Source organism: Enterobacter sp. AN-K1 (genome assembly GCF_020971765.1).
In the GTDB taxonomy this organism is placed as follows: domain Bacteria; phylum Pseudomonadota; class Gammaproteobacteria; order Enterobacterales; family Enterobacteriaceae; genus Enterobacter; species Enterobacter hormaechei_C.
The window spans coordinates 4,427,444-4,446,052 of record NZ_CP087390.1 but is presented as its reverse complement, the minus strand read 5'-3'; the positions used below and the strand labels follow the sequence as shown (position 1 = coordinate 4,446,052).

The window sequence follows — 18,609 nt, the reverse complement described above, 5'->3', positions numbered from 1 at the left end:
CGCTTTAGCGGGGATAATGGATCAGAGAGTGAAAATGCACCGTCCGGGCGCTGCTGTTGCGGTACGCGTGCGGTTTATCGCCGGCAAAACGCACGCCGGAATCAGCGTATAGCGTGCGCCAGACACCGTCAATCTGCATGTCCAGCTCACCGCTTATCACCACCACGTGCTCGATCACCCCGGCTTCGTGCGGCGTGGACTCACTCAGTGCGCCGGGCGACAGGGTGATGGAGAAATGGTCGAACTTAAGCTGTTCATCCCAGGGGAAAAGCGGTTTCACCACCATCGCCTGCTGCTGAGGATCGAACACCGCCTGCGGTTCGCTTTCTGGAGTGATAAACGCCGAAAAAGGTACGTTCAGCCCGGTGGCGATTTTCCACAAAGTAGAGACCGTCGGGCTGGACTCATTGCGTTCGATTTGCCCAAGCATCGCTTTCGACACGCCCGTCTCTTCCGCCAGTTTCGACAGGCTCCAGCCCCGTGCCTGACGCAGCGCTTTCAGTGTGGTTGCCAGGTGTTGAGTGATATCCATAGTTCCTCCCGTTGCGGCAAAGCATACCACTTGTACGCTATAGCGCACAGTGATACCTTATCCCGGACGTTATAACGCACAACGGAGTATCCATGCGATCGACTGCCTCTCTCTTTCCTGCCGTGCTGGCCGGTTTTGTTGCCGTTCTGGTGGGCTATGCCAGCTCTGCCGCCATTATCTGGCAGGCGGCTGCTGCGGCTGGCGCCAGTACACAGCAAATTGCCGGATGGATGACCGCGCTGGGGCTCGGGATGGGGATCAGCACGCTGGCATTGTCGTGGTGGTATAAAGCCCCCGTGCTGACCGCCTGGTCGACTCCCGGCGCGGCGCTGCTCGCCACCAGCCTGCAAGGCGTGACGCTGGCGGAAACCATCGGGGTATTTATATTCGCGAATGCGCTGATTCTGCTGTGCGGCGTCACCGGCCTGTTTGCCCGGTTGATGAAACTAATCCCGCACTCGCTTGCCGCCGCTATGCTGGCGGGCGTGCTGTTACAGTTTGGCCTGAAGGCATTCAGCAATCTTGAGGGACACATTTTTCTTTGCGGCAGTATGCTGGCCGCCTGGCTGGTGACCAAAGCCGTAGCGCCCCGGTACGCCATTGTCGCCACGCTGCTGGTGGGCGTGTTCGTGGCATGGGCCGGAGGTGACGTTGTCACGGACAGGATGACGTTATCGGTCATCATGCCGGAATTCATTGCCCCTGCGTTCACCATCACCAGCCTGATCAGTATCGGCTTACCCTTCTTCCTGGTGACCATGGCGTCGCAGAATGCGCCCGGCTTCGCCACCATGCAGGCATCGGGCTATCCGCTGGCGGTCTCACCGCTGATCGTTGCCACCGGCGGGCTGGCGCTGCTGTTATCCCCCTTCGGCGTTTATTCTATATGCATCGCCGCCATCACTGCCGCCATCTGCCAGAGCCCGGACGCCCATCCGGATGCCAGTAAACGCTGGCTGGCCGCGGCGGCGGCAGGCGGGTTTTATCTGCTGGCGGGGGTGTTCGGCGGGTCGATTTCCGGGCTGATGGCCGCCCTGCCGCTGAGCGGCATCCAGACGCTGGCCGGGCTGGCCCTGCTCGGCACTATCAGCGGCAGCTTGTATCAGGCACTGAACCATGAAGCAGAGCGCGACGCGGCGATCGTTACCTTCCTGATGACCGCCAGCGGCGTCACGCTCCTGGGAATTGGCTCCGCCTTCTGGGGGCTGGTGCTGGGAGGGATCTGTTACGCCGTCTTCTCACGCCTTCGCCGCGCGTAGCTGTGACGGCGTGATGCCGGTCATGCTGCGAAAACGGTTACTGAAATGGCTGGCGGAGTTAAATCCGCAGGCCAGCGCGATGTTGGTGAGCGGCGTGGTCGTATGCTGTACCAGCGCTTTGGCCTTCTCCATGCGGCGCTGCATAACGTACTGATGCGGCGCCAGCCCCATCGACTGGCGGAACATCCGCGCAAAGTGATACTCACTGAGTGCGGCCTGGCCCGCCAGTTCCGCTAGGGTTAAGGGTTGTGCAAGGTTTTCCTCGATAAAGGCCAGCACGTTGCGCAGTACAAACGGTGATAACCCGCCGGTCACTACCGGCAGCTTCCACTGTACGCTGGAATAGTGCTGGACCAAATGCGTCAGCAATAAGGTCGACGCGGTGCTCAGGGTGAGCTGATTGGCGTTTTGCTGCCAGTCGCAGCCGAGCAAAAACTGGCGATAAAGGGCGGTGATTTTCGGATCGCTGCCGAAGATTTTTTCCTCCAGCGTCAGCGATAGCGGTCGTTTATCCCAGATTTTCTCCCCCACGTCCCGCAGGTGTTCATCGGTGCAGTAGAGGTGCACAAACGACAGGTCGTCACGAATATCCCACGTGGATTCGCTCTCTTCCGGCATCAGACAAAAACGGTCCGGCCCGCCGCCATTTTTCCAGCCACCCGGCGTTTTTTGATAGCTTTCATAGCCATCCGCCACGTACAGGCTAAGGGTGTGATGGTTGCTTTTCACCGTGATCGTGTCGTGCTTGTTGTACCACGCCGCCAGTTGAATGCCAGTATTGAGCGCGACGGTTTCCCGCAGCACTGCATTTTGTTGGCGTAACGTTTCAAAGGTGTCGTAAACGAGAGACATGGCCGTAAACAGGTGATTTATCAGACTGTCAGTCTAAGAAGTGTTGCAGCCTGTTACCAGCCATTGTGCGAGAAAAAAGCGCAAGAATTTGCAAGTCCGGCGCAAGGCGATGAAAGCCGGCCCCCCCTTCTTTCGCCACACTGTTGTTTTTCGCGGTATGAGAAGAGAGACACCATGAACGCATTACTCTATGGGCTGGTCGTTGTTATCTGGGGCACAACCTGGATCGCCATTTTTTTACAACAGGGGCCGGTTGCAGCGCCGGTCTCCATTTTCTGGCGCTTCGCCGTGGCCAGCGCCACGATGATGATCGTCCTGGTCGCCCTTCGCCGCCTGCGCAGGCTGGCGCTGCGGGATCATCTCTATTGCATGCTTCAGGGCTGCTGCGTTTTCTGTTTCAACTTCTGGTGCTTTTACACCGCCGCCGCCCATATCAATACCGGCCTTGAGTCGGTGATTTTCTCGATGGCCGTGCTGTATAACGCCATCAACAGCTTTATCTTCTTCGGCCAGCGCCCACCCGCACGCTTCTGGACGGCGGCAGCGCTGGGGCTTATCGGGATCATTACCCTTTTCTGGAACGATCTGCTCGCCAGCGGCTGGAGCGCGTCGTTGCTTACGGGCATCGGGCTTTCCGCCCTCGGCACCTACGGCTTCTCGCTGGGGAATATGATCAGCATGCGTCATCAGCGAAACGGGCTGGAAACTATGACCACCAACGCCTGGGCGATGCTGTACGGCACCGTCGTGATGGGCCTTATCGCGCTCTTCAGGGGCGATAGCTTTATGCCGGAATGGACGGTGAGCTATATGGGGGCGCTGCTCTATCTTGCGCTGTTTGGCTCGGTGATTGCCTTCGGTGCCTACTTTACGCTGGTAGGCCGCATTGGTCCCGGTAAAGCCGCGTACAGCACGCTGCTGTTCCCGCTGGTGGCGCTGTCGATTTCAACGGTGTACGAGGGTTACGTGTGGCATCTCAACGGGATCGTCGGCCTGCTGTTGATACTGGGCGGGAATATGGTGATGTTTACGAAGCCGGAAACCTGGTTCCGCCGCCTGCGGACGGCATAAAAAAACGGCCTGCGAAAATGCAGGCCATTTTTTATTAATTTGCTGTCTGATGAACATCAAACATGGTGGCATCCGTCGCCATGTCATCCACAACCTGCTTCAGGGTGCCGAAGCCCATTGGCGTATTCTCGTTCGCCAGCTCTTTCCCTTCACCCTTACGAACAACCTTAATCACTGGTTTGTTCGTGGCCGCATCGATTAACTCACCTTCGAAGAACAGATGCGTATCCATGGTACGATGGCCCGTTGCCATCTGCGTACCCGCAACCAGCAGCGCCACAGGCACCACTTCATAGAACTGCAAACCTTCTTTGTCTGAGCTCACACCCGTGATGGCGCCGCGGAAGATCAGGCTATGTTTGCCCGGCGTCGTCACAATCGGCTTACGCTGGCCAATCGCGGTTTTCAGTTTGGTATTGGTATAATTCAACAGCTCATCAAGCGTTTTTTGCCCAAGCTGAGTGGTCGGTTTTGGCGTCGGATAATAGGTTATCGGCGTCCAGATAATGCTGTCGTAATTCGCCTCATTATAGGACGGGTCAACCCAACGCAGGGTTGGCTTCCCGGTTGCAGATTTCATCTCCTGCAAGCCGGAGTAATCTTTTAAAAAGCCTGAATATTGATCGGGGGCTGCGACTTTTGACGCACAGCCGGAAAGGGCCAACAGACCAGAAAGCACTGCAACTTTAAAAAAAGTGTGAGTACGCATGATGGTATTCCATGTTATCTGCAAGTATGCACTTGAAGTTATAACAAAAAACCGGGCGATGTGTTGTGGCAAAAAATGACGAAGACAGCACAAATAGCGAAAAAACTGCCCGACCGAAACCGGGCAGTGAAAAATTACTCCTTCAGGTCCACTTGCCAGAACAGGTGCTTGCCGAAAGGATCGATTTCATAGCCCGTGACCTCTTTACGGACTGGCTCAAAAATCGTCGAGTGGGCAATCATTACCGCCGGCATTTGATCGTGCATCATCTGCTGCGCCTGCTTGTACAGCGCCACGCGTTTTTCGCGATCGGTTATCGATTTAGCTTCGGCAATCAGGTTATCAAACGGCTTATAGCACCATTTGGCCGAGTTCGACCCGCCGTTGGCGGACGTACAGGTAAACAGCGGGCCGAAGAAGTTATCCGGATCGCCCGTCGCCGTTGTCCAGCCCATCAGTGCGGCCTGATGCTCCCCGCCCTTCACGCGCTTCAGGTATTCGCCCCATTCGTAGGTCACGATTTTGGTCTGCACGCCCACTTTCGCCCAGTCCGCCTGGATCATCTCCGCCATACGCTTCGCGTTCGGGTTATACGGCCGCTGCACGGGCATGGCCCACAGATCGATGCTTACGCCGTTGGCAAATCCCGCCTCCTTTAGCAGCGCTTTCGCTTTTTCTGGATCGTAATCATAGTCTTTCAGCTCGCTGTCGGCACTCCAGACGCCAGGCGGCAGCAGGTTTTTCGCCGCCGTGCCGGTGCCGTGGAACACCGCCTCAATGATGGCGGGTTTGTTAATTGCCATCGCCAGCGCCTGGCGCACTTTTACGTTATCCAGCGGCGGCTTTTGCGTGTTAAACGCCAGGAAACCGGTATTCAGACCGGCCTTGCTCATCAGGTTGATGTCTTTGTTAGCCTTCATACGCGGCAGGTCCGCCGGATTCGGGAACGGCATCACCTGGCACTCATTCTTCTCGACTTTGGCAAAACGCACCGAGGCGTCCGGCGTGATGGTGAACACCAGACGATCCAGCTTCGATTTTCCCTGCCAGTAGTCGGGGAAAGCGGTGAAGAGGATGCGGGAATCCTTCTGATATTGCGCCAGCTTAAACGGCCCGGTGCCAATCGGCTGCATATCGACCTTTTCTGGCGTGCCCGCTTTCAGCATGGCATCGGCATACTCCGCCGACAGAATGGAGGCAAAGTACCACGCCAGATCAGCGACAAACGGCGCTTCCGGATGCGCCAGGGTGAAGCGCACGGTGCGATCGTCAACTTTATCAATGGCGGTAATCAGGCTGCCGAACTCCAGACTTTCGAAGTTGGAATAACTGCCGTTGGAGACGTTATGGTAGGGATGATTCACATCCTTCTGGCGCATAAACGAGAAAATCACGTCGTCCGCGTTGAAGTCGCGCGTCGGCGTGAACAGCTTATTACTGTGGAATTTCACCCCTTTTCGCAGGTGGAAGGTGTAGATCTTGCCATCCTCGCTGACCTCCCAGCTTTCCGCCAGGCTCGGCACCAGTTCGGTAGTGCCCGGTTTGAAATCGACCAGACGGTTATAAACCGGTACGGCGCTGGCGTCCACGCTGGTCCCCGACGTATAGAGCTGAGGATTGAAATTTTCCGGCGATCCTTCGGAGCAATACACCAGCGTTTTTGCCGCGACGGTGGAACTGACCGTCAGCGCAGCAAGCGCCAGCGTTATCATTGTGAATGTGCTTTTCATCATTTATTCCTGTCTTTTTAATTCGACGGCTAATTACTTCTTTTGCCATTTCATAAATAACATTAAAGTGATGGCGCAAACACATGAAAAATAAATACAGAAGGAAACACTATGGGCTCAGAACTCTCCAGACAATTAACCCAACGCTTTTTCCGCTATCTCGCCATCACCAGCCAGAGCGACCCGAAAGTCAAAACCCTGCCCTCCACCCCGGGTCAGCACGACATGGCACGGGAGCTGGCGAAGGAGCTGGAAATGCTGGGGTTAGACGATATTGTGATTGATGAGTTCGCCACCGTTACCGCCGTGAAAAAAGGCAATGTTCCCGGCGCGGCGCGGATTGGTTTTATTACCCATATCGACACCGTCGACGTCGGTTTATCCCCGGATATTCATCCACAAATATTAACGTTTACGGGGGATGATCTCTGCCTGAATAAAGAGAAAGATATTTGGCTGCGCGTAAATGAGCACCCGGAAATTCTGGCTTATCCTGATGAGGAGATTATTTTCAGCGACGGAACCAGCGTATTAGGCGCAGATAATAAAGCGGCCGTCACCGTGGTCATGACGGTGCTGGAAAACCTCACCGCTGAACATAAGCATGGCGATATTGTGGTGGCGTTTGTACCCGATGAAGAGATTGGCCTGTGCGGCGCGAAAGCGCTGGATTTAAAGCGCTTCGACGTCGATTTTGCCTGGACCATCGACTGCTGCGAGCTGGGGGAGATTGTTTACGAGAACTTTAACGCGGCGGCGGCTGAAATTCGCTTTACCGGCGTCACGGCTCACCCGATGTCCGCCAAAGGGGTGCTGGTCAATCCGCTGCTGATGGCAACGGATTTCATCAGCCATTTCGATCGCCGGCAAACCCCGGAATGCACCGAGGGGCGCGAAGGTTATATCTGGTTTAACGGCATCCAGGCCGGGCAGAACGAAGCGATACTGAAAGCCAATATTCGTGATTTTGACAAAGATGGTTTCGCCGCCCGCAAGCAGCACATTGCCGATGTGGCGGCGCAAATAGCCGCGCAGCATCCAACGGCAAACGTGGAATACCGCATTGAGGATACCTACAGCAATATCAGCAATGCGATTGGCGAAGACCGCCGCGCGATCGACCTGATGTTCGAGGCGATGGAATCGCTCGGCATCACCCCAAAACCGATCCCCATGCGCGGTGGCACGGACGGGGCGGCCCTGTCAGCCAAAGGCCTGCTCACCCCGAACTTCTTCACCGGCGCCCATAACTTCCACTCGAAGTTTGAGTTTTTACCGCTGTCGTCGTTCGAGGCCTCCTGTCGCACTGCCCTGCAACTCTGTCTGCTGGCGGCGCGTTAAGCGGGCTTGCGTGCGAGCATGGTAGCGAAGCGCAGCTTGATACGGTTCCCGTTGGCATCGGTACGGTGGAGTTCCCCTACCTCTTCGTTGTACTTGATCAGCTCCCAGCCTTCGTAGTAGTTGCTCAGTTCACCGGTTTTGAAGGCAAACGGGAAGCCGACTGTGCACGGATAATCCTCCGTATCCATGGCAGCAACGATCAGGTTATAGCCGCCTGGTCTGGTGCAACGCTGCATATTGGCGATAAGACCAGGGATGGTATTCGCTTCGAGGAACATCAACACGACGGTGGAAAGAATAAAGTCATATTCGCCGTCAAAGGTCAGGTTGTTCAGATCCTTAATCGCCGTTTCCAGATTCGCGATCCCTTCCGCCGCCTTAATGCGCTCAATGTTATCGATGCTCATCGGGTTTTTATCCCACGCCGTCACGTCATAGCCGTTAGCCGCGAGGTAGAGGCTGTTGCGGCCATTTCCGCAACCCAGATCGAGCGTTTTACCGGGCTTAACAATGTCCGCGCTGAGCAGCACCTCTGAGTGCGTGCGGGTCAGCCCATATTTCTCAGTAAAGTAGTTTTCATCGACAGTCATTATTTTTCCTCAGATTGCATAAGCAGTGCCTTATCAGCGCGCACCAGAAGTTTGCCCTGCATCAGCAAGATAAAAGTACGGACCAGCAGCATCGCGATGATGACGTTGGTGAAAATAAACAGGGGAACCGCGAGGGCATGAAAGAACCCTGACGGACTGCTCTGCCCCAGATGTAAACCGGTGGTCGCCAGCGCCGACACCCCGAACGAGAAGCTCCAGAACGACGCGTTGAACGGCTGCGACAGATACCACGGCATCAGACGCAGCATAAACAGGAGTTGCAACAGGCCATAGCCGAAAAGCATTTTGGCGAAGGTGTCCGCTTCGCCGCCGTTGACGCTAAACCAGGCGCTACAGGCCACCAGGGCAGGCGCAAGCTGGATCCCGAGCGAGGTACGAAGGGCAGCGGGCAGTTCGCCCGCGCTGCGCAGGCGTTGCAAAATGACCGGCTCCAGGCTCAGCCAGGAAAAGACCCCGGCACCAAGGAACACCAGCCCCGCGTCGTGGAAGCCTAGCGCACCGCAGGCCATCGCGCTGATAAAATTGTTCGCTACCGTCGGCAGATACAGTCCCGGCGTCGTGGCTTCTTCCGGATGCTTGCCGCGCCACAGCCCGGCGCTTTGCCAGGCGGCATACGCAAGCTGGATCACCACGCCCACGCTAAACAACCCCAGCGCCAGCGGGCGATACCACGGCACAAAGCCGATGGCCACCAGCAGCGTTGTGGCAGGAAACAGGCTGACAAAACTGCTCATTACCGGATGCCGCATCTCGGCCAGCACGCTATGTGGAAACCGTACCGCACGGGTAAGAAACGCCACGCTCAGAAGGAACCAGATCCCCACCGCCAGCGCCACCAGGATCTCGCCCGGCCAGCGCGTCACCGGCCAGATGGTGCCGGCGTAACGCCAGGCGAACCCCATGCCTATGGTCCCGAGGACCATACCGAAATACCCGGCGGGCAAGTTAAGAACGCGTTGGTTTTGGTTATGCATTTTATTAAACTTTAAAATGTATTTTAAATGCCATTTTAAGGGGTTTCCTGAGCGGACGCCAGCACTTCGAAAAACCAAAACTTTGCTACGTTTATTGAAAGGCTTTTCAGGGATAACACGATGACAAAATATCGGCTTAACAATGAAACGCGTCTCTGGCGCTGGCAGGACGGATCAACGCCGTGCACAACGCCTCTCAGACAAATTATTGCCGTGAAGGATTTTAACGATGTGACCAGCGGGACTAAAGGCGGTTGGGTTGAGGATGAACACGCGCTCGCCCAGGATGGGGATTGCTGGGTTTACGATGAAAACAGCGTGGTGTTTGCCGGGGCCAGGATATCCGGTAACGCCCGCCTCACCCAACCCTGCATCGTAAGCCACCGCGCACACGTTGGCGGCAACGGCTGGCTTGACGCGGCAGAGGTGAGTCACGGGGCGGTAGTAAGTGACAACGTCACCATTCAGCACTCCACCGTACGCGGGGAATGCCGTATCGCGGGTGACGCGCGGGTGTTGCATAACAGCCTGGTGATTGCAGCCAAAGGGCTGACACCCGACCGTGAGCAGATCCTGCAAATCTATGACAGAGCCACGGTCAGCCAGTCGCGTATTGTGCATCAGGCGCAAATCTACGGCGATGCCATGGTGACCTGGGCCTTTGTTGAGCACCGCGCCGAGGTGTTTGATCGCGCCATTATTGAGGGCAACGCGCTGAATAACGTCTGGGTGTGCGACTGCGCCAAAGTGTACGGCAACGCCCGTCTGCTGGCCGGTCTGGAGGATGATGCCATCCCGACCGTGCGGTACAGTTCACAGGTCGCGGAAAACGCCCTCGTCGAAGGCAACTGCGTCATTAAACACCACGTATTAATAGGCGGCGAGGCGTGGTTACGCGGCGGGCCGATCCTGATTGATGACAAAGTGGTCATTCAGGGGCGGGCGCGTATCAGCGGCGATGTCCTGATTGAGCATCAGGTGGAAATAACGGACGATGCGGTTATCGAGGCGCTGGAGGGTGAAAGCATTCACGTCCGGGGAGCCAAAGTGATCAACGGCGACACGCGGATCACCCGGACGCCGCTGCTGGGGGCGCTATAGCGGGAAGATTCTGGCGTACAGGTTCACGTCATCGTAGCGACCGTTGAGCATTTCCGCTTCCCGCAAACAACCTTCCAGCGTGAAACCGTTGCGCTGCGCCACCCGGTTACTGCTCTGGTTATCCACGCGACACTTGATCACAAAACGGCGGATCTCACCGCGCTCAACGTAATAGCGCATAAACGCCTGGAGCGCCTGAGAAAGAATACCCTGCCCCTGATGCGCCTCGTCAAGCCAGTAGCCGATATACCCGGCCTTATTCGCAGGCTCGATCGCGTTGAAGGAGAGCACGCCCACCAATTCGTCATTCATAAAAATCAGGAACATTTTGGCGTAACCGCGCTGGTGCAACATCTGGTTGCTCTGCACGTTGCGGCGCGTGTCCTCTTCGCTGCCGACATGCTGCGCCCAGTCGAAGGCGGTTTGCAGCCAGGTTTTGTTTTTGATTACGAGGTTATGCAGATCGGTGGTATAGCGCTCTTCGACGGCGCGAAGCTCGATTTCCTGGTTAACGGGGATGATTTCTGAAGACATGGTGCCTCTTAATTGCCGGGTGGCGCTAACGCTTACCCGGCCTACAAATGCGTCCAGAGCAGGCCGGGTCGCCACCCGGCACAAACCCATAAGGACTAGCGCATGATCCGGTCGTCAACGTAGTTACGTTTGTCCGGCGCGGGCGGGAAGTACTGATACAGCCAGGTCTCGCTGATGGCATCGCCCTGACAGCGCAGGAACAGGCGCATATCCACCGGCTCGGTGGAGTCAGAGGTTGGATACCAGTCAAACAGAATGCGATATCCGTCGAACGGCTCGACGTAGAGGATCTCCACCTGCTTCGCTTCACCGCTGGACAGGGTGATCACCGGCTCAATGCCCTTCGGTGCGGCGGCCTTCAGATCGCCCCCGACGAAATCAATGGCAAAGCGACGGGCCCACACTTTCGGGTAATTTTCACCCGGCGCCCAGCCCTCCGGGAAGCCTCCCATACCGGTACGGGTGGCGTAGACGTTTGCCAGCGGGGAACGCACCGGCGGCTGCGCGCTCCAGTAGAGACGGTATTTGAAGTCCAGCTCATCACCCGCCTGCACCGGTTTCTCTGGCTGCCAGAAGCAGACCACGTTATCGAGCGTCTCGCCGGTTGTCGGGATCTCCATCAGGGCAATGGAACCTTTCCCCCAGTTGTTGCGCGGCTCGACCCACAGGCTTGGTCGCTTGTTATACCAGCCCATGACGTCCTGGTAATGAGAGAAGTCACGGTCAAGCTGCAACAAACCAAAGCCCTTCGGGTTTTTATCCAGGTAGGCGTTAAATTGCAGCTTTTGCGGGTTGTTCAGCGGCCGGCAGATCCACTCCCCGTTACCGCGCCACATCGCCAGGCGGTCTGAATCGTGGATCTGCGGATGAATGGTGTCGCACATGCGGCGTTCGTTGTTGCCGCAGCTAAACATGCTGGTCATTGGCGAGATGCCGAGCTGCTTGATGTCTTTGCGCGCATAGAGATGGTTTTCGACGTCCATGATCACCTGGCTCTTCTCACAGTGGATCACAAACTTATAGGCACCAGTAATGCTCGGGCTGTCCAGCAGCGCATAGACGGTAAAGGTGGTATCACCCGGCTTCACGGTTTCAAACCAGAAGGAGGTGAAATCCGGGAACTCTTCCGGGGTGTCGGTAAAGGTATCCACCGCCAGACCACGCGCAGAGAGGCCGTACTGGTAGGTATCATCCACCGCGCGGAAGTAGCTCGCGCCCAGGAACGAAACGATATCGCGTCGCGCCAGCTCCGGCGCTTTAAAGACGCGGAATCCGGCGAAGCCGAGGTCGCTCTGCCCTTCAAGCTGGCGGGTATCCACGCCCGTATCGCCGTAGCTGAACAGCTCAGGCCGGAAGTGGATCTCACGCGCCTGAGAGGTGGTTTGATCCAGCGAGAACATGCGCACGCGGCGGCGGAACCCCATCCCCATATGGAAGAACTGGGCGTCCAGCTGACGGCCTTCAATGTTATTCCACAGCGACTGCTTCTCATCGTAACGGATGGCGTTGTACGCCTGCGGCGTCATGGTGGCCAGCGTTTCCGGCAGCGGACGCGGCGCACCGCCCCACGGGGTTTTCGCCAGATCGTGCGCCATGGATTGCAGAACAGAGAAGTCAAAGCGACGGCTCTGACCGTCGGCAATGTCGGAGTCAGCAGCATACGCCGCCTGGGAAAACAGAGAAGCAAGGCCAGAAGTGCCGCTCAGGGCAGCCATTGCCAGGGAACCTTTGAGAAAACGTCTGCGATTCATGCCTGAGAAAACGTCCTTATGGTCGTGTGAATGAGTTTCGCGCGCAGCGAAATGACGGCAAGAAAGAACGCACAGCCTAAACAAAAACGGTTAAGAATCCAATTGTTGGCGGGTGATTATCTGAACAAACCGAGAAATATTTTCTGTCGACCAGAACGGCCTGAAAAAGGGGTAAAGTTATGTATAAAAGAGTCCCGGCTGGACATCAACAGCCGGGACCAACGAGGCGGTTATTTTACGCTGACATCGATACCCGGGAAGTACTTATCAGCCAGTTTAGCGATCGTGCCGTCGGCACGTACTTTATCAATTGCGGCATCAAGCTGCTTTTTGGTGGCCTCATCCCCCTTACGCAGCCCAAAGCCGATCCCACTGCCGAGGATGGTGTCGTCCGACACCGGTTTGCCGATAAAGCCAAACCCTTTACCCTGCGGCTTACTGAGGAAACCTGCCTGCCCGGCCGCTGACATGACCAGCGAGGCATCGATGCGGCCATTCAGCAGATCCCCCCAGGCCATATTCTGATCTTTATAAGACACCACGGTGACACCGTGCTTTTCCCAGTGCTCTTTGGCGTAAGTTTCCTGAATTGAACCCTGAAGAACGCCGATGGTTTTGCCCTTCAGCCCTTCGGGGGTAGCCTCTACCGCAGAACCGGCTTTGCCCACCAGCTGGGAGGGAATGCGATAGATGGGCTGGGTGAAATCAATGCTTTTGCGACGCTGTTCGGTGATGTTCATCGCCGAGTTTATGGCGTCGAACTTTTTCGCCACCAGACCGGGGATCAACGCATCAAACGAGGTTTCAACCCAGCTGCACTTCAGCGCGGCGGCTTTACAGATGGCATTTCCCAGCTCTATGTCAAACCCTTCCAGCTCCCCTGACGCATTGCGGCTTTCAAACGGCGGATATTCCGCTTCCAGCCCGTATCGCAACTCGGTAGCGGCAAACGACGAGAATGAACACAACAGTCCCATGCCGACAACTAACGCGCGTAATTTCATCTCAAATTCCTTAACGTGGTGTAACCCGACAAAGGGCCTGGGCACCTGCCCGTAACGTCGCCTCATCTTTCGCAAAAGAGAGACGGATTAACTTATTGTCCGTGCCATCGGCATAAAACGCCGACAGCGGAATGGTGGCAACCCCGTACTCGACAATCAGCCTTTTCACCATCTCGCTGTCGCGCTCGTCGCTAAAGCCGCTGTAATCCGCCAGCAGGAAGAACGAACCGGCACTCGGTAGCAGCCTGAACGGTGAGTCGGCGAGCAAACTTTGCAGCAGATCGCGCTTGCGCTGATAAAACGCCGCCAGCGACAGCCAGGTTTGCGGATCGGTCATGTGTTCGGCAAACGCGTACTGCATCGGCGTATCGGCCGAGAACATTAAAAATTGATGGACTTTACATATCTCATCCATCAGCTCCGCGGGCGCCACACAATAACCCACGCGCCAGCCGGTGACGTGATAGGTTTTTCCGAAAGAAGAAATAATCACGCTGCGCTCCGCCAGCTGGGGGTGCGTCGCCATTCCGTGGTGCGGTTCGCCATCAAAAACGACGTGCTCGTACACTTCGTCAGACAAAATGATGATGTCGGTGTGGCGCGTCAGCGCTGCCAGCTGGTGCAGATCGGCGGCTGAAAACACCTGTCCGCTCGGGTTGTGCGGCGTATTGACGATGATCATCCGCGTGCGCGGGGTAATAGCCGCCCGTACTTCATCCCAGTTCACGGCAAAATCCGGTACCGTCAGCTTAATGGCAATCGGCGTCGCCCCTTGCAGACGCACAATCGGCGCATAGCTGTCAAAGGAGGGCTCGAAATAGATCACCTCATCCCCAGGATGAACCAGGCCGCTGATGGCTGAGTAAAGCCCTTCGCTGGCGCTGGCGGTCACCAGCACCTCACTCGCCGGGTCATAGCGTGTGCCATAGAGCGAGGCAATTTTGTCCGCAATGCGCTCCCTGAGCGGTTGCAGCCCGGTCATGGAGGCGTACTGGTTATGCCCTGCCTCCATGGCGCGGGTCACGCCGGTGATAAGTTTTGGGTCGCAGGAAAAATTCGGCGCACCCTGAGAAAGGTTGATGGCGTTATGCCGGGCTGAAAGCTGGCCGATAACGGTAAAAATGGTGGTTCCCACATCGGGCAATTTGGATCGTGTCTGCACCGGCGTTTTCAAAGTCATCCTCTGTCCCTTCTCGTGGTGAATGCATAACTATTCAAACAACAACTTCATTGCCGGGACAATCGAATTGTTGTCATAATAGCCATGACAAAAACGCATAGCTAAGGTGAGATATGTCGCGTCGATCATTTCCGCTCAATGCCGTAGAGACATTTATCGTGACCGCGCGTCACCTGAATCTAACCCATGCCGCCAGGGAGCTTTGTCTGACGCAGGGGGCGGTAAGCCGCAAAATCGCTTCGCTGGAAAGCTGGTTCGGCTTCCCGCTGTTCGAGCGCCATGCGCGCGGCCTGCGTCTCTCCTCTCAGGGAAGCGCCCTGCTGCCGGAGCTGCAATCTGCGTTTGAGCACCTGCTGAACGTTGCTGAACAGGCACGAACGCACCAGACCGTTATTCGTCTGAAAGCGCCTACCTGCGCGATGCGCTGGCTGGTGCCGCGGCTGCTACAGGTGGAGCGCGAACAGCCGGAACTCCAGATTGCGCTGACCACCACCACCGATCATAACGTCAATTTCAAAACCGAATCCTGTGACGCGGCGATTGTGTTTGGGACACACATGAGCGCCGGCGATCTGCTGTTCGAAGAGGCCTTAACCCCGGTGATGAGCCCGGTACGGGCCGGTTCTGCGCTGGAAACTCTCACCTTCCTTCACCCCACGCGGGACAAAACGGACTGGACGCTGTGGCTGGCGAAACAGCCGGGTCCGCCGCCAGCTATGCTCAAAAATCAACACTTCGAAACCATGGATCTGGCCATTACCGCCGCCATTCAGGGGCTGGGCATCGCCATCGCGGATGAAACGCTGGTGGAGGAGGACGTGCGCGCCGGACGGCTGATGCGGCCTTTTGACACAAGCATAAAGACGGGGGCGAGCTACCGGCTGGTATTACGCGACGCACCCGGCCCGGAAAACGGGCTGGATGCGTTTCGCGCCTGTTTGCTCAGTCGAGGCTGACGTGGTGTTTCATCACCCGTTTGAAGAGGCTCATTCGGGCACGCATGAAGCGGTTTTCAAGCCGAAAACCTGCATGTTTATTCACACCGATACGTAACAGCACGTCCCGCCCTTTCCGGCAGGCGGGCCAGCGCGTGGGCCCTGCCAGACTATCGCGTGCCCCCGCATCCCGGGCGAAGCTCACCCAGTAGTCCGCCACCTGAGCGGCGAAGGCCAGATCGCGTTCATTTACATACTGCCGCGAGGGTTCCACCTGTCCAAGGGTATCGAACACGTAGGGCACTTCGTTGCCGTGCCAGGCGCCGTTGATGTACGTCGCGTGCTCCGCTTCGGCCACATAATCAAACCAGTATCGCCAGCACAGGCCGCCCGCCCGCTGCTGCGCCTGCATCACCACGTATCCCATAGTGGTGAAGGCCATGTCGCGGCATACCTGCCTGCCAAGTTCCTCATCGCCCTTCACGCCAGGATAAAGCAGCTTAATCAGCCCCAGGCCAAAGCGCCGCTCGCGGCGAAGCTTCTGGATCTGCCCGGCCAGATCGACCCCGAACACCGACATCACGCTGGCTTCGTCGCTGTTTGACCCAATCATCACCGGTAAAGGATGCTGGCGGGCCGCGAAGAAAACGTCGAGCATGGCCTCAGGCAAAACGCAATCCCCCACGATGGGCGCAGGGGCGATATTCAGCGGCGAGGTCAGCGGCCAGAACGCCTCAGGCGGGATCGCGCGAAGCTGTTCAGCGGTGGCATTTTGCAGGCCGAAATGGGCGGCAATCGCTTCGCCTTTATGCATGGCCTGCTCGCGTGGCGTGTCCGGCAGCGTGTACCCGCTTTGCACAATGGCTTTATGGAACAGTCCTCGCGCAAGCGGAGAGGCCATCAGCGACAGCACGCTGCGCGCGCCGGCCGACTCGCCAAATACGGTGATGTTCTCAGGATCGCCGCCGAACGCGGCGATGTTATCGCGCACCCATTCCAGGGCCTGGATCTGATCGAGCAGCGCAAAGTTATGCACCACGCGCTCTTCTTCCCCCTCCAGCGCCGGATGGGCAAAAAAGCCGAGGTGTCCGAGACGGTAATTGATCGTCACCACCACCGTGCCGCGCTTCGCCAGCGCCCTGCCCTTATACGGAGGCAGCCCGCCAGCGCCGAGGGTAAATCCTCCGCCGTGCAGCCAGACCATCACCGGAAGCGGATCGGCGCGTGCGACTGGCGACCAGACGTTAAGGTACAGGCAGTCTTCAGAGAACTGGCCGGGATCGCCGCCACCCAGCTCCTGACAGCTTTCGCTGCTCTGCCAGCTGGAGGCGGAGAACGCCGTCGCCGGACGTACGCCATCCCAGCGCGCGGGAGGACGCGGGGAGCGCCACCGCCACTGGCCTACGGGCGGTGCTGCATAGGGAATGCCGCACCACACGTGGGTATCGCCTTCAGTAAAACCAATCAGTGCGCCCTGGCGCGTTTCAACCACAGGGGCGGAGGGATTTTCCATACCAACCTTCTTTTTCCATCACACCCTTGCAGAGTAACGGTTTCAGAGCAAACCGCAACGCTGTTTGCTGCGCGCTTCCGCCTCCTCGTAAAGCGAAAACTCGTCGTAAACCGCACAGCCGAGCGCGGCTTCGAAAGCATTGCGGCTGGCATTGCCATGGCTGCGCGCCTGCGTTTCATTGCCAAGATTCGACTGGAAGATCCCCGCCGCACTGACGGGCAGAAAATCCTCGTAGGTGATGGGCTGTGCCACAACCCAGCCGCGTTCGATCAGCGGCTGCGGATCGTCGCCGGGACGAAATGCGTGGCGATGCGCCTCACCTGTCGGGGTCAGACGGTAGCGGAAATAAGCCAGCCGCTGACGGCGCAGGAACATTTCGCTGTCCGGGAAGGCGCTGAAGATCTCGCGCAGGTGAAGCTGGTGGGTCAGGTTGTCTTTGCCGGTCCCGGCCTGGTTTAACAGACTGTCGTACAGCTCGCGCCCTTTCGGCGTAAGGGCCACGCCGCGCTGCTCAATCTCACCGAAACGCGCGGTATGGGTGCCCTTGTGTTCTCCCGCGAAAAGCACCGGCTCCTCCAGCGCCTTAAAGCTGGTCTGGCGCAGGAGGATCGGCACCTCGCGGCGCGGCGGGCCTTCAATCAGAATTTTCGGCTCAATGCCGTACTTCGGCATTAGCTCCTGCACCCGGTCGATATCCAGCGTGCGCGGCGTGAGATGGTTGATATGGCACCCCGGGAAACAGACCACGTCGGCAATCAGGCGATGTTCGTTGCTCAGCGCCAGATAGGTTTCCTGATCGACCGTCGCATGGCGATGCCAGCGGAAGGTTTCCAGGGCTTCCTGCACAAATTCGCGCGCCTGTGCCTCAGTAAAGTGTCCCTGCGCATCATGCAGGTCGATCAGTTCCAGGCAGCGCGGCGTAAAGATGTTGCGCCGGGAGAGGATCTCCGCCGCCCTTTCGCGCAGCGCAACGTTTTCAATCAGCTCAAGGCGCAGCAGCGAGGTAAAAATGCGAAACGGATTACGGCAGAGCGCCGCATCGTCTGTCGGACGAAACGCCGTCGAGTGGACGGGCACGCCCGCCTGGGAGAGATCGTAATAGCTGACCGGGTACATGCCCATAATGGCGAAGATCCGGCGCAGGGTGGAAAGCTCCTGCGCGGTGCCAACGCGGATCGCACCGTGACGTTCAACATTCAGGCGCGCCAGTTCGTCTGCGTTTGCCAGTTGTTCATGTAAAAGTGGGTTATTTTCCAGAACCGCCAGGTTAACGTCCGCCACCAGTTCCAGCAAGGTGCCGTACTGCGGAACTTCCTGCTGGTACATCGCCGACATAGCCTGCGAAAAATGTTCCCGAATATCATCAGCCGTGATGGTGTTCGCCATGATGTCATGCCTCCAGTGAATACTACCTGGAGTGTAGAGAAGCCCGTTCCTTTCGTTGGGAAGAATTTACGAATTGTGATCCAGGCAGACCAGTGGTCAAAGCGTGGGCATTTTCGAAAAACGGTT

General features: G+C 57.4%; 17 protein-coding genes. 5 read left to right on the top strand and 12 right to left on the bottom strand.

Annotation, left to right across the window (positions count from 1 at the left end; genetic code table 11):
* Positions 1-4: 4 nt before the first annotated feature.
* The gene (locus LOC22_RS21065; protein ID WP_015570550.1) at positions 5-532 is read right to left on the bottom strand and encodes a helix-turn-helix domain-containing protein; all 528 of its coding nucleotides are present in this window, start codon (positions 530-532) and stop codon (positions 5-7) included.
* Positions 533-624: 92 nt separating this feature from the next.
* Here LOC22_RS21065 and LOC22_RS21060 point away from each other — a divergent pair, with 92 nt between their 5' ends.
* Positions 625-1,791 carry a benzoate/H(+) symporter BenE family transporter gene (locus tag LOC22_RS21060; protein WP_230239182.1) on the top strand — a complete coding sequence of 389 codons (1,167 nt, stop codon included), beginning with the start codon at positions 625-627 and terminating at the stop codon, positions 1,789-1,791.
* On the opposite strand, the gene LOC22_RS21055 is transcribed toward LOC22_RS21060, so the two are convergent.
* The gene (locus tag LOC22_RS21055; protein ID WP_047747341.1) at positions 1,771-2,643 is read right to left on the bottom strand and encodes a helix-turn-helix domain-containing protein; all 873 of its coding nucleotides are present in this window, start codon (positions 2,641-2,643) and stop codon (positions 1,771-1,773) included. The two genes, LOC22_RS21060 and LOC22_RS21055, sit on opposite strands and share 21 nt — an antisense overlap.
* A gap of 174 nt (positions 2,644-2,817) precedes the next feature.
* Here LOC22_RS21055 and LOC22_RS21050 point away from each other — a divergent pair, with 174 nt between their 5' ends.
* Positions 2,818-3,714: a DMT family transporter gene (locus tag LOC22_RS21050; protein WP_023303719.1), complete on the top strand. Its 897-nt coding sequence runs from the start codon at positions 2,818-2,820 to the stop codon at positions 3,712-3,714.
* A gap of 34 nt (positions 3,715-3,748) precedes the next feature.
* Here LOC22_RS21050 and LOC22_RS21045 read toward each other — a convergent pair whose 3' ends face one another.
* Both LOC22_RS21045 and LOC22_RS21040 read right to left on the bottom strand, forming a co-directional pair.
* On the bottom strand, positions 3,749-4,423 hold the full coding sequence (locus LOC22_RS21045; protein WP_003857221.1) for a DUF3313 domain-containing protein: 675 nt from the start codon (positions 4,421-4,423) through the stop codon (positions 3,749-3,751).
* Between the two features lie 134 nt (positions 4,424-4,557).
* A complete protein-coding gene (locus tag LOC22_RS21040) occupies positions 4,558-6,153 on the bottom strand; it encodes an ABC transporter substrate-binding protein (RefSeq protein ID WP_017693443.1) in 1,596 nt (531 codons plus the stop codon).
* Positions 6,154-6,264: 111 nt separating this feature from the next.
* Here LOC22_RS21040 and pepT point away from each other — a divergent pair, with 111 nt between their 5' ends.
* Complete coding sequence (gene pepT / locus LOC22_RS21035) at positions 6,265-7,494, top strand: peptidase T (RefSeq protein ID WP_230239181.1); 1,230 nt, start codon at positions 6,265-6,267, stop codon at positions 7,492-7,494.
* On the opposite strand, the gene tehB is transcribed toward pepT, so the two are convergent.
* Both tehB and tehA read right to left on the bottom strand, forming a co-directional pair.
* A complete protein-coding gene (gene tehB / locus LOC22_RS21030; RefSeq protein ID WP_015570555.1) occupies positions 7,491-8,084 on the bottom strand; it encodes a tellurite resistance methyltransferase TehB in 594 nt (197 codons plus the stop codon). The genes pepT and tehB overlap by 4 nt on opposite strands.
* The gene (gene tehA, locus LOC22_RS21025) at positions 8,084-9,079 is read right to left on the bottom strand and encodes a dicarboxylate transporter/tellurite-resistance protein TehA (protein WP_023296595.1); all 996 of its coding nucleotides are present in this window, start codon (positions 9,077-9,079) and stop codon (positions 8,084-8,086) included. Before tehA ends, tehB begins: the two co-directional genes overlap by 1 nt.
* A gap of 120 nt (positions 9,080-9,199) precedes the next feature.
* Here tehA and ydcK point away from each other — a divergent pair, with 120 nt between their 5' ends.
* Positions 9,200-10,180, top strand: coding sequence for a YdcK family protein (gene ydcK, locus LOC22_RS21020; RefSeq protein WP_165468422.1), 981 nt, complete (start codon positions 9,200-9,202; stop codon positions 10,178-10,180).
* Here the strand turns inward: ydcK and rimL are convergent.
* The 4 genes from rimL to LOC22_RS21000 form a co-directional block, all read right to left on the bottom strand.
* Positions 10,175-10,714 (bottom strand): 50S ribosomal protein L7/L12-serine acetyltransferase, encoded by a 540-nt coding sequence (rimL, locus tag LOC22_RS21015; RefSeq protein ID WP_032653529.1) that lies wholly within the window; start codon positions 10,712-10,714, stop codon positions 10,175-10,177. The genes ydcK and rimL overlap by 6 nt on opposite strands.
* 95 nt (positions 10,715-10,809) lie before the next feature.
* Positions 10,810-12,465: a glucan biosynthesis protein D gene (locus tag LOC22_RS21010; protein ID WP_015570558.1), complete on the bottom strand. Its 1,656-nt coding sequence runs from the start codon at positions 12,463-12,465 to the stop codon at positions 10,810-10,812.
* Positions 12,466-12,695: 230 nt separating this feature from the next.
* A complete protein-coding gene (locus LOC22_RS21005) occupies positions 12,696-13,469 on the bottom strand; it encodes an ABC transporter substrate-binding protein (protein WP_015570559.1) in 774 nt (257 codons plus the stop codon).
* A gap of 10 nt (positions 13,470-13,479) precedes the next feature.
* Positions 13,480-14,649 carry a pyridoxal phosphate-dependent aminotransferase gene (locus LOC22_RS21000; RefSeq protein WP_033487935.1) on the bottom strand — a complete coding sequence of 390 codons (1,170 nt, stop codon included), beginning with the start codon at positions 14,647-14,649 and terminating at the stop codon, positions 13,480-13,482.
* A gap of 113 nt (positions 14,650-14,762) precedes the next feature.
* Here LOC22_RS21000 and LOC22_RS20995 point away from each other — a divergent pair, with 113 nt between their 5' ends.
* Positions 14,763-15,605, top strand: a complete 843-nt coding sequence (locus LOC22_RS20995) for a LysR family transcriptional regulator (protein WP_015570561.1) — start codon at positions 14,763-14,765, stop codon at positions 15,603-15,605.
* Here LOC22_RS20995 and LOC22_RS20990 read toward each other — a convergent pair.
* Positions 15,592-17,097, bottom strand: a complete 1,506-nt coding sequence (locus LOC22_RS20990; protein WP_230239180.1) for a carboxylesterase/lipase family protein — start codon at positions 17,095-17,097, stop codon at positions 15,592-15,594. The two genes, LOC22_RS20995 and LOC22_RS20990, sit on opposite strands and share 14 nt — an antisense overlap.
* A 42-nt stretch (positions 17,098-17,139) precedes the next feature.
* On the bottom strand, positions 17,140-18,483 hold the full coding sequence (locus LOC22_RS20985) for a VOC family protein (RefSeq protein ID WP_017384005.1): 1,344 nt from the start codon (positions 18,481-18,483) through the stop codon (positions 17,140-17,142).
* Between the last annotated feature and the right edge of the window lie 126 nt (positions 18,484-18,609).

What these genes read in the sequence shown, in the direction of transcription:
- LOC22_RS21065 (WP_015570550.1), bottom strand. Translation starts at nt 532, where the DNA reads ATGGATATCACTCAACACCTGGCAACCACACTGAAAGCGCTGCGTCAG.
- LOC22_RS21060 (WP_230239182.1), top strand. Translation starts at nt 625, where the DNA reads ATGCGATCGACTGCCTCTCTCTTTCCTGCCGTGCTGGCCGGTTTTGTT.
- LOC22_RS21055 (WP_047747341.1), bottom strand. Translation starts at nt 2,643, where the DNA reads ATGTCTCTCGTTTACGACACCTTTGAAACGTTACGCCAACAAAATGCA.
- LOC22_RS21050 (WP_023303719.1), top strand. Translation starts at nt 2,818, where the DNA reads ATGAACGCATTACTCTATGGGCTGGTCGTTGTTATCTGGGGCACAACC.
- LOC22_RS21045 (WP_003857221.1), bottom strand. Translation starts at nt 4,423, where the DNA reads ATGCGTACTCACACTTTTTTTAAAGTTGCAGTGCTTTCTGGTCTGTTG.
- LOC22_RS21040 (WP_017693443.1), bottom strand. Translation starts at nt 6,153, where the DNA reads ATGAAAAGCACATTCACAATGATAACGCTGGCGCTTGCTGCGCTGACG.
- pepT (WP_230239181.1), top strand. Translation starts at nt 6,265, where the DNA reads ATGGGCTCAGAACTCTCCAGACAATTAACCCAACGCTTTTTCCGCTAT.
- tehB (WP_015570555.1), bottom strand. Translation starts at nt 8,084, where the DNA reads ATGACTGTCGATGAAAACTACTTTACTGAGAAATATGGGCTGACCCGC.
- tehA (WP_023296595.1), bottom strand. Translation starts at nt 9,079, where the DNA reads ATGCATAACCAAAACCAACGCGTTCTTAACTTGCCCGCCGGGTATTTC.
- ydcK (WP_165468422.1), top strand. Translation starts at nt 9,200, where the DNA reads ATGACAAAATATCGGCTTAACAATGAAACGCGTCTCTGGCGCTGGCAG.
- rimL (WP_032653529.1), bottom strand. Translation starts at nt 10,714, where the DNA reads ATGTCTTCAGAAATCATCCCCGTTAACCAGGAAATCGAGCTTCGCGCC.
- LOC22_RS21010 (WP_015570558.1), bottom strand. Translation starts at nt 12,465, where the DNA reads ATGAATCGCAGACGTTTTCTCAAAGGTTCCCTGGCAATGGCTGCCCTG.
- LOC22_RS21005 (WP_015570559.1), bottom strand. Translation starts at nt 13,469, where the DNA reads ATGAAATTACGCGCGTTAGTTGTCGGCATGGGACTGTTGTGTTCATTC.
- LOC22_RS21000 (WP_033487935.1), bottom strand. Translation starts at nt 14,649, where the DNA reads ATGACTTTGAAAACGCCGGTGCAGACACGATCCAAATTGCCCGATGTG.
- LOC22_RS20995 (WP_015570561.1), top strand. Translation starts at nt 14,763, where the DNA reads ATGTCGCGTCGATCATTTCCGCTCAATGCCGTAGAGACATTTATCGTG.
- LOC22_RS20990 (WP_230239180.1), bottom strand. Translation starts at nt 17,097, where the DNA reads ATGGAAAATCCCTCCGCCCCTGTGGTTGAAACGCGCCAGGGCGCACTG.
- LOC22_RS20985 (WP_017384005.1), bottom strand. Translation starts at nt 18,483, where the DNA reads ATGGCGAACACCATCACGGCTGATGATATTCGGGAACATTTTTCGCAG.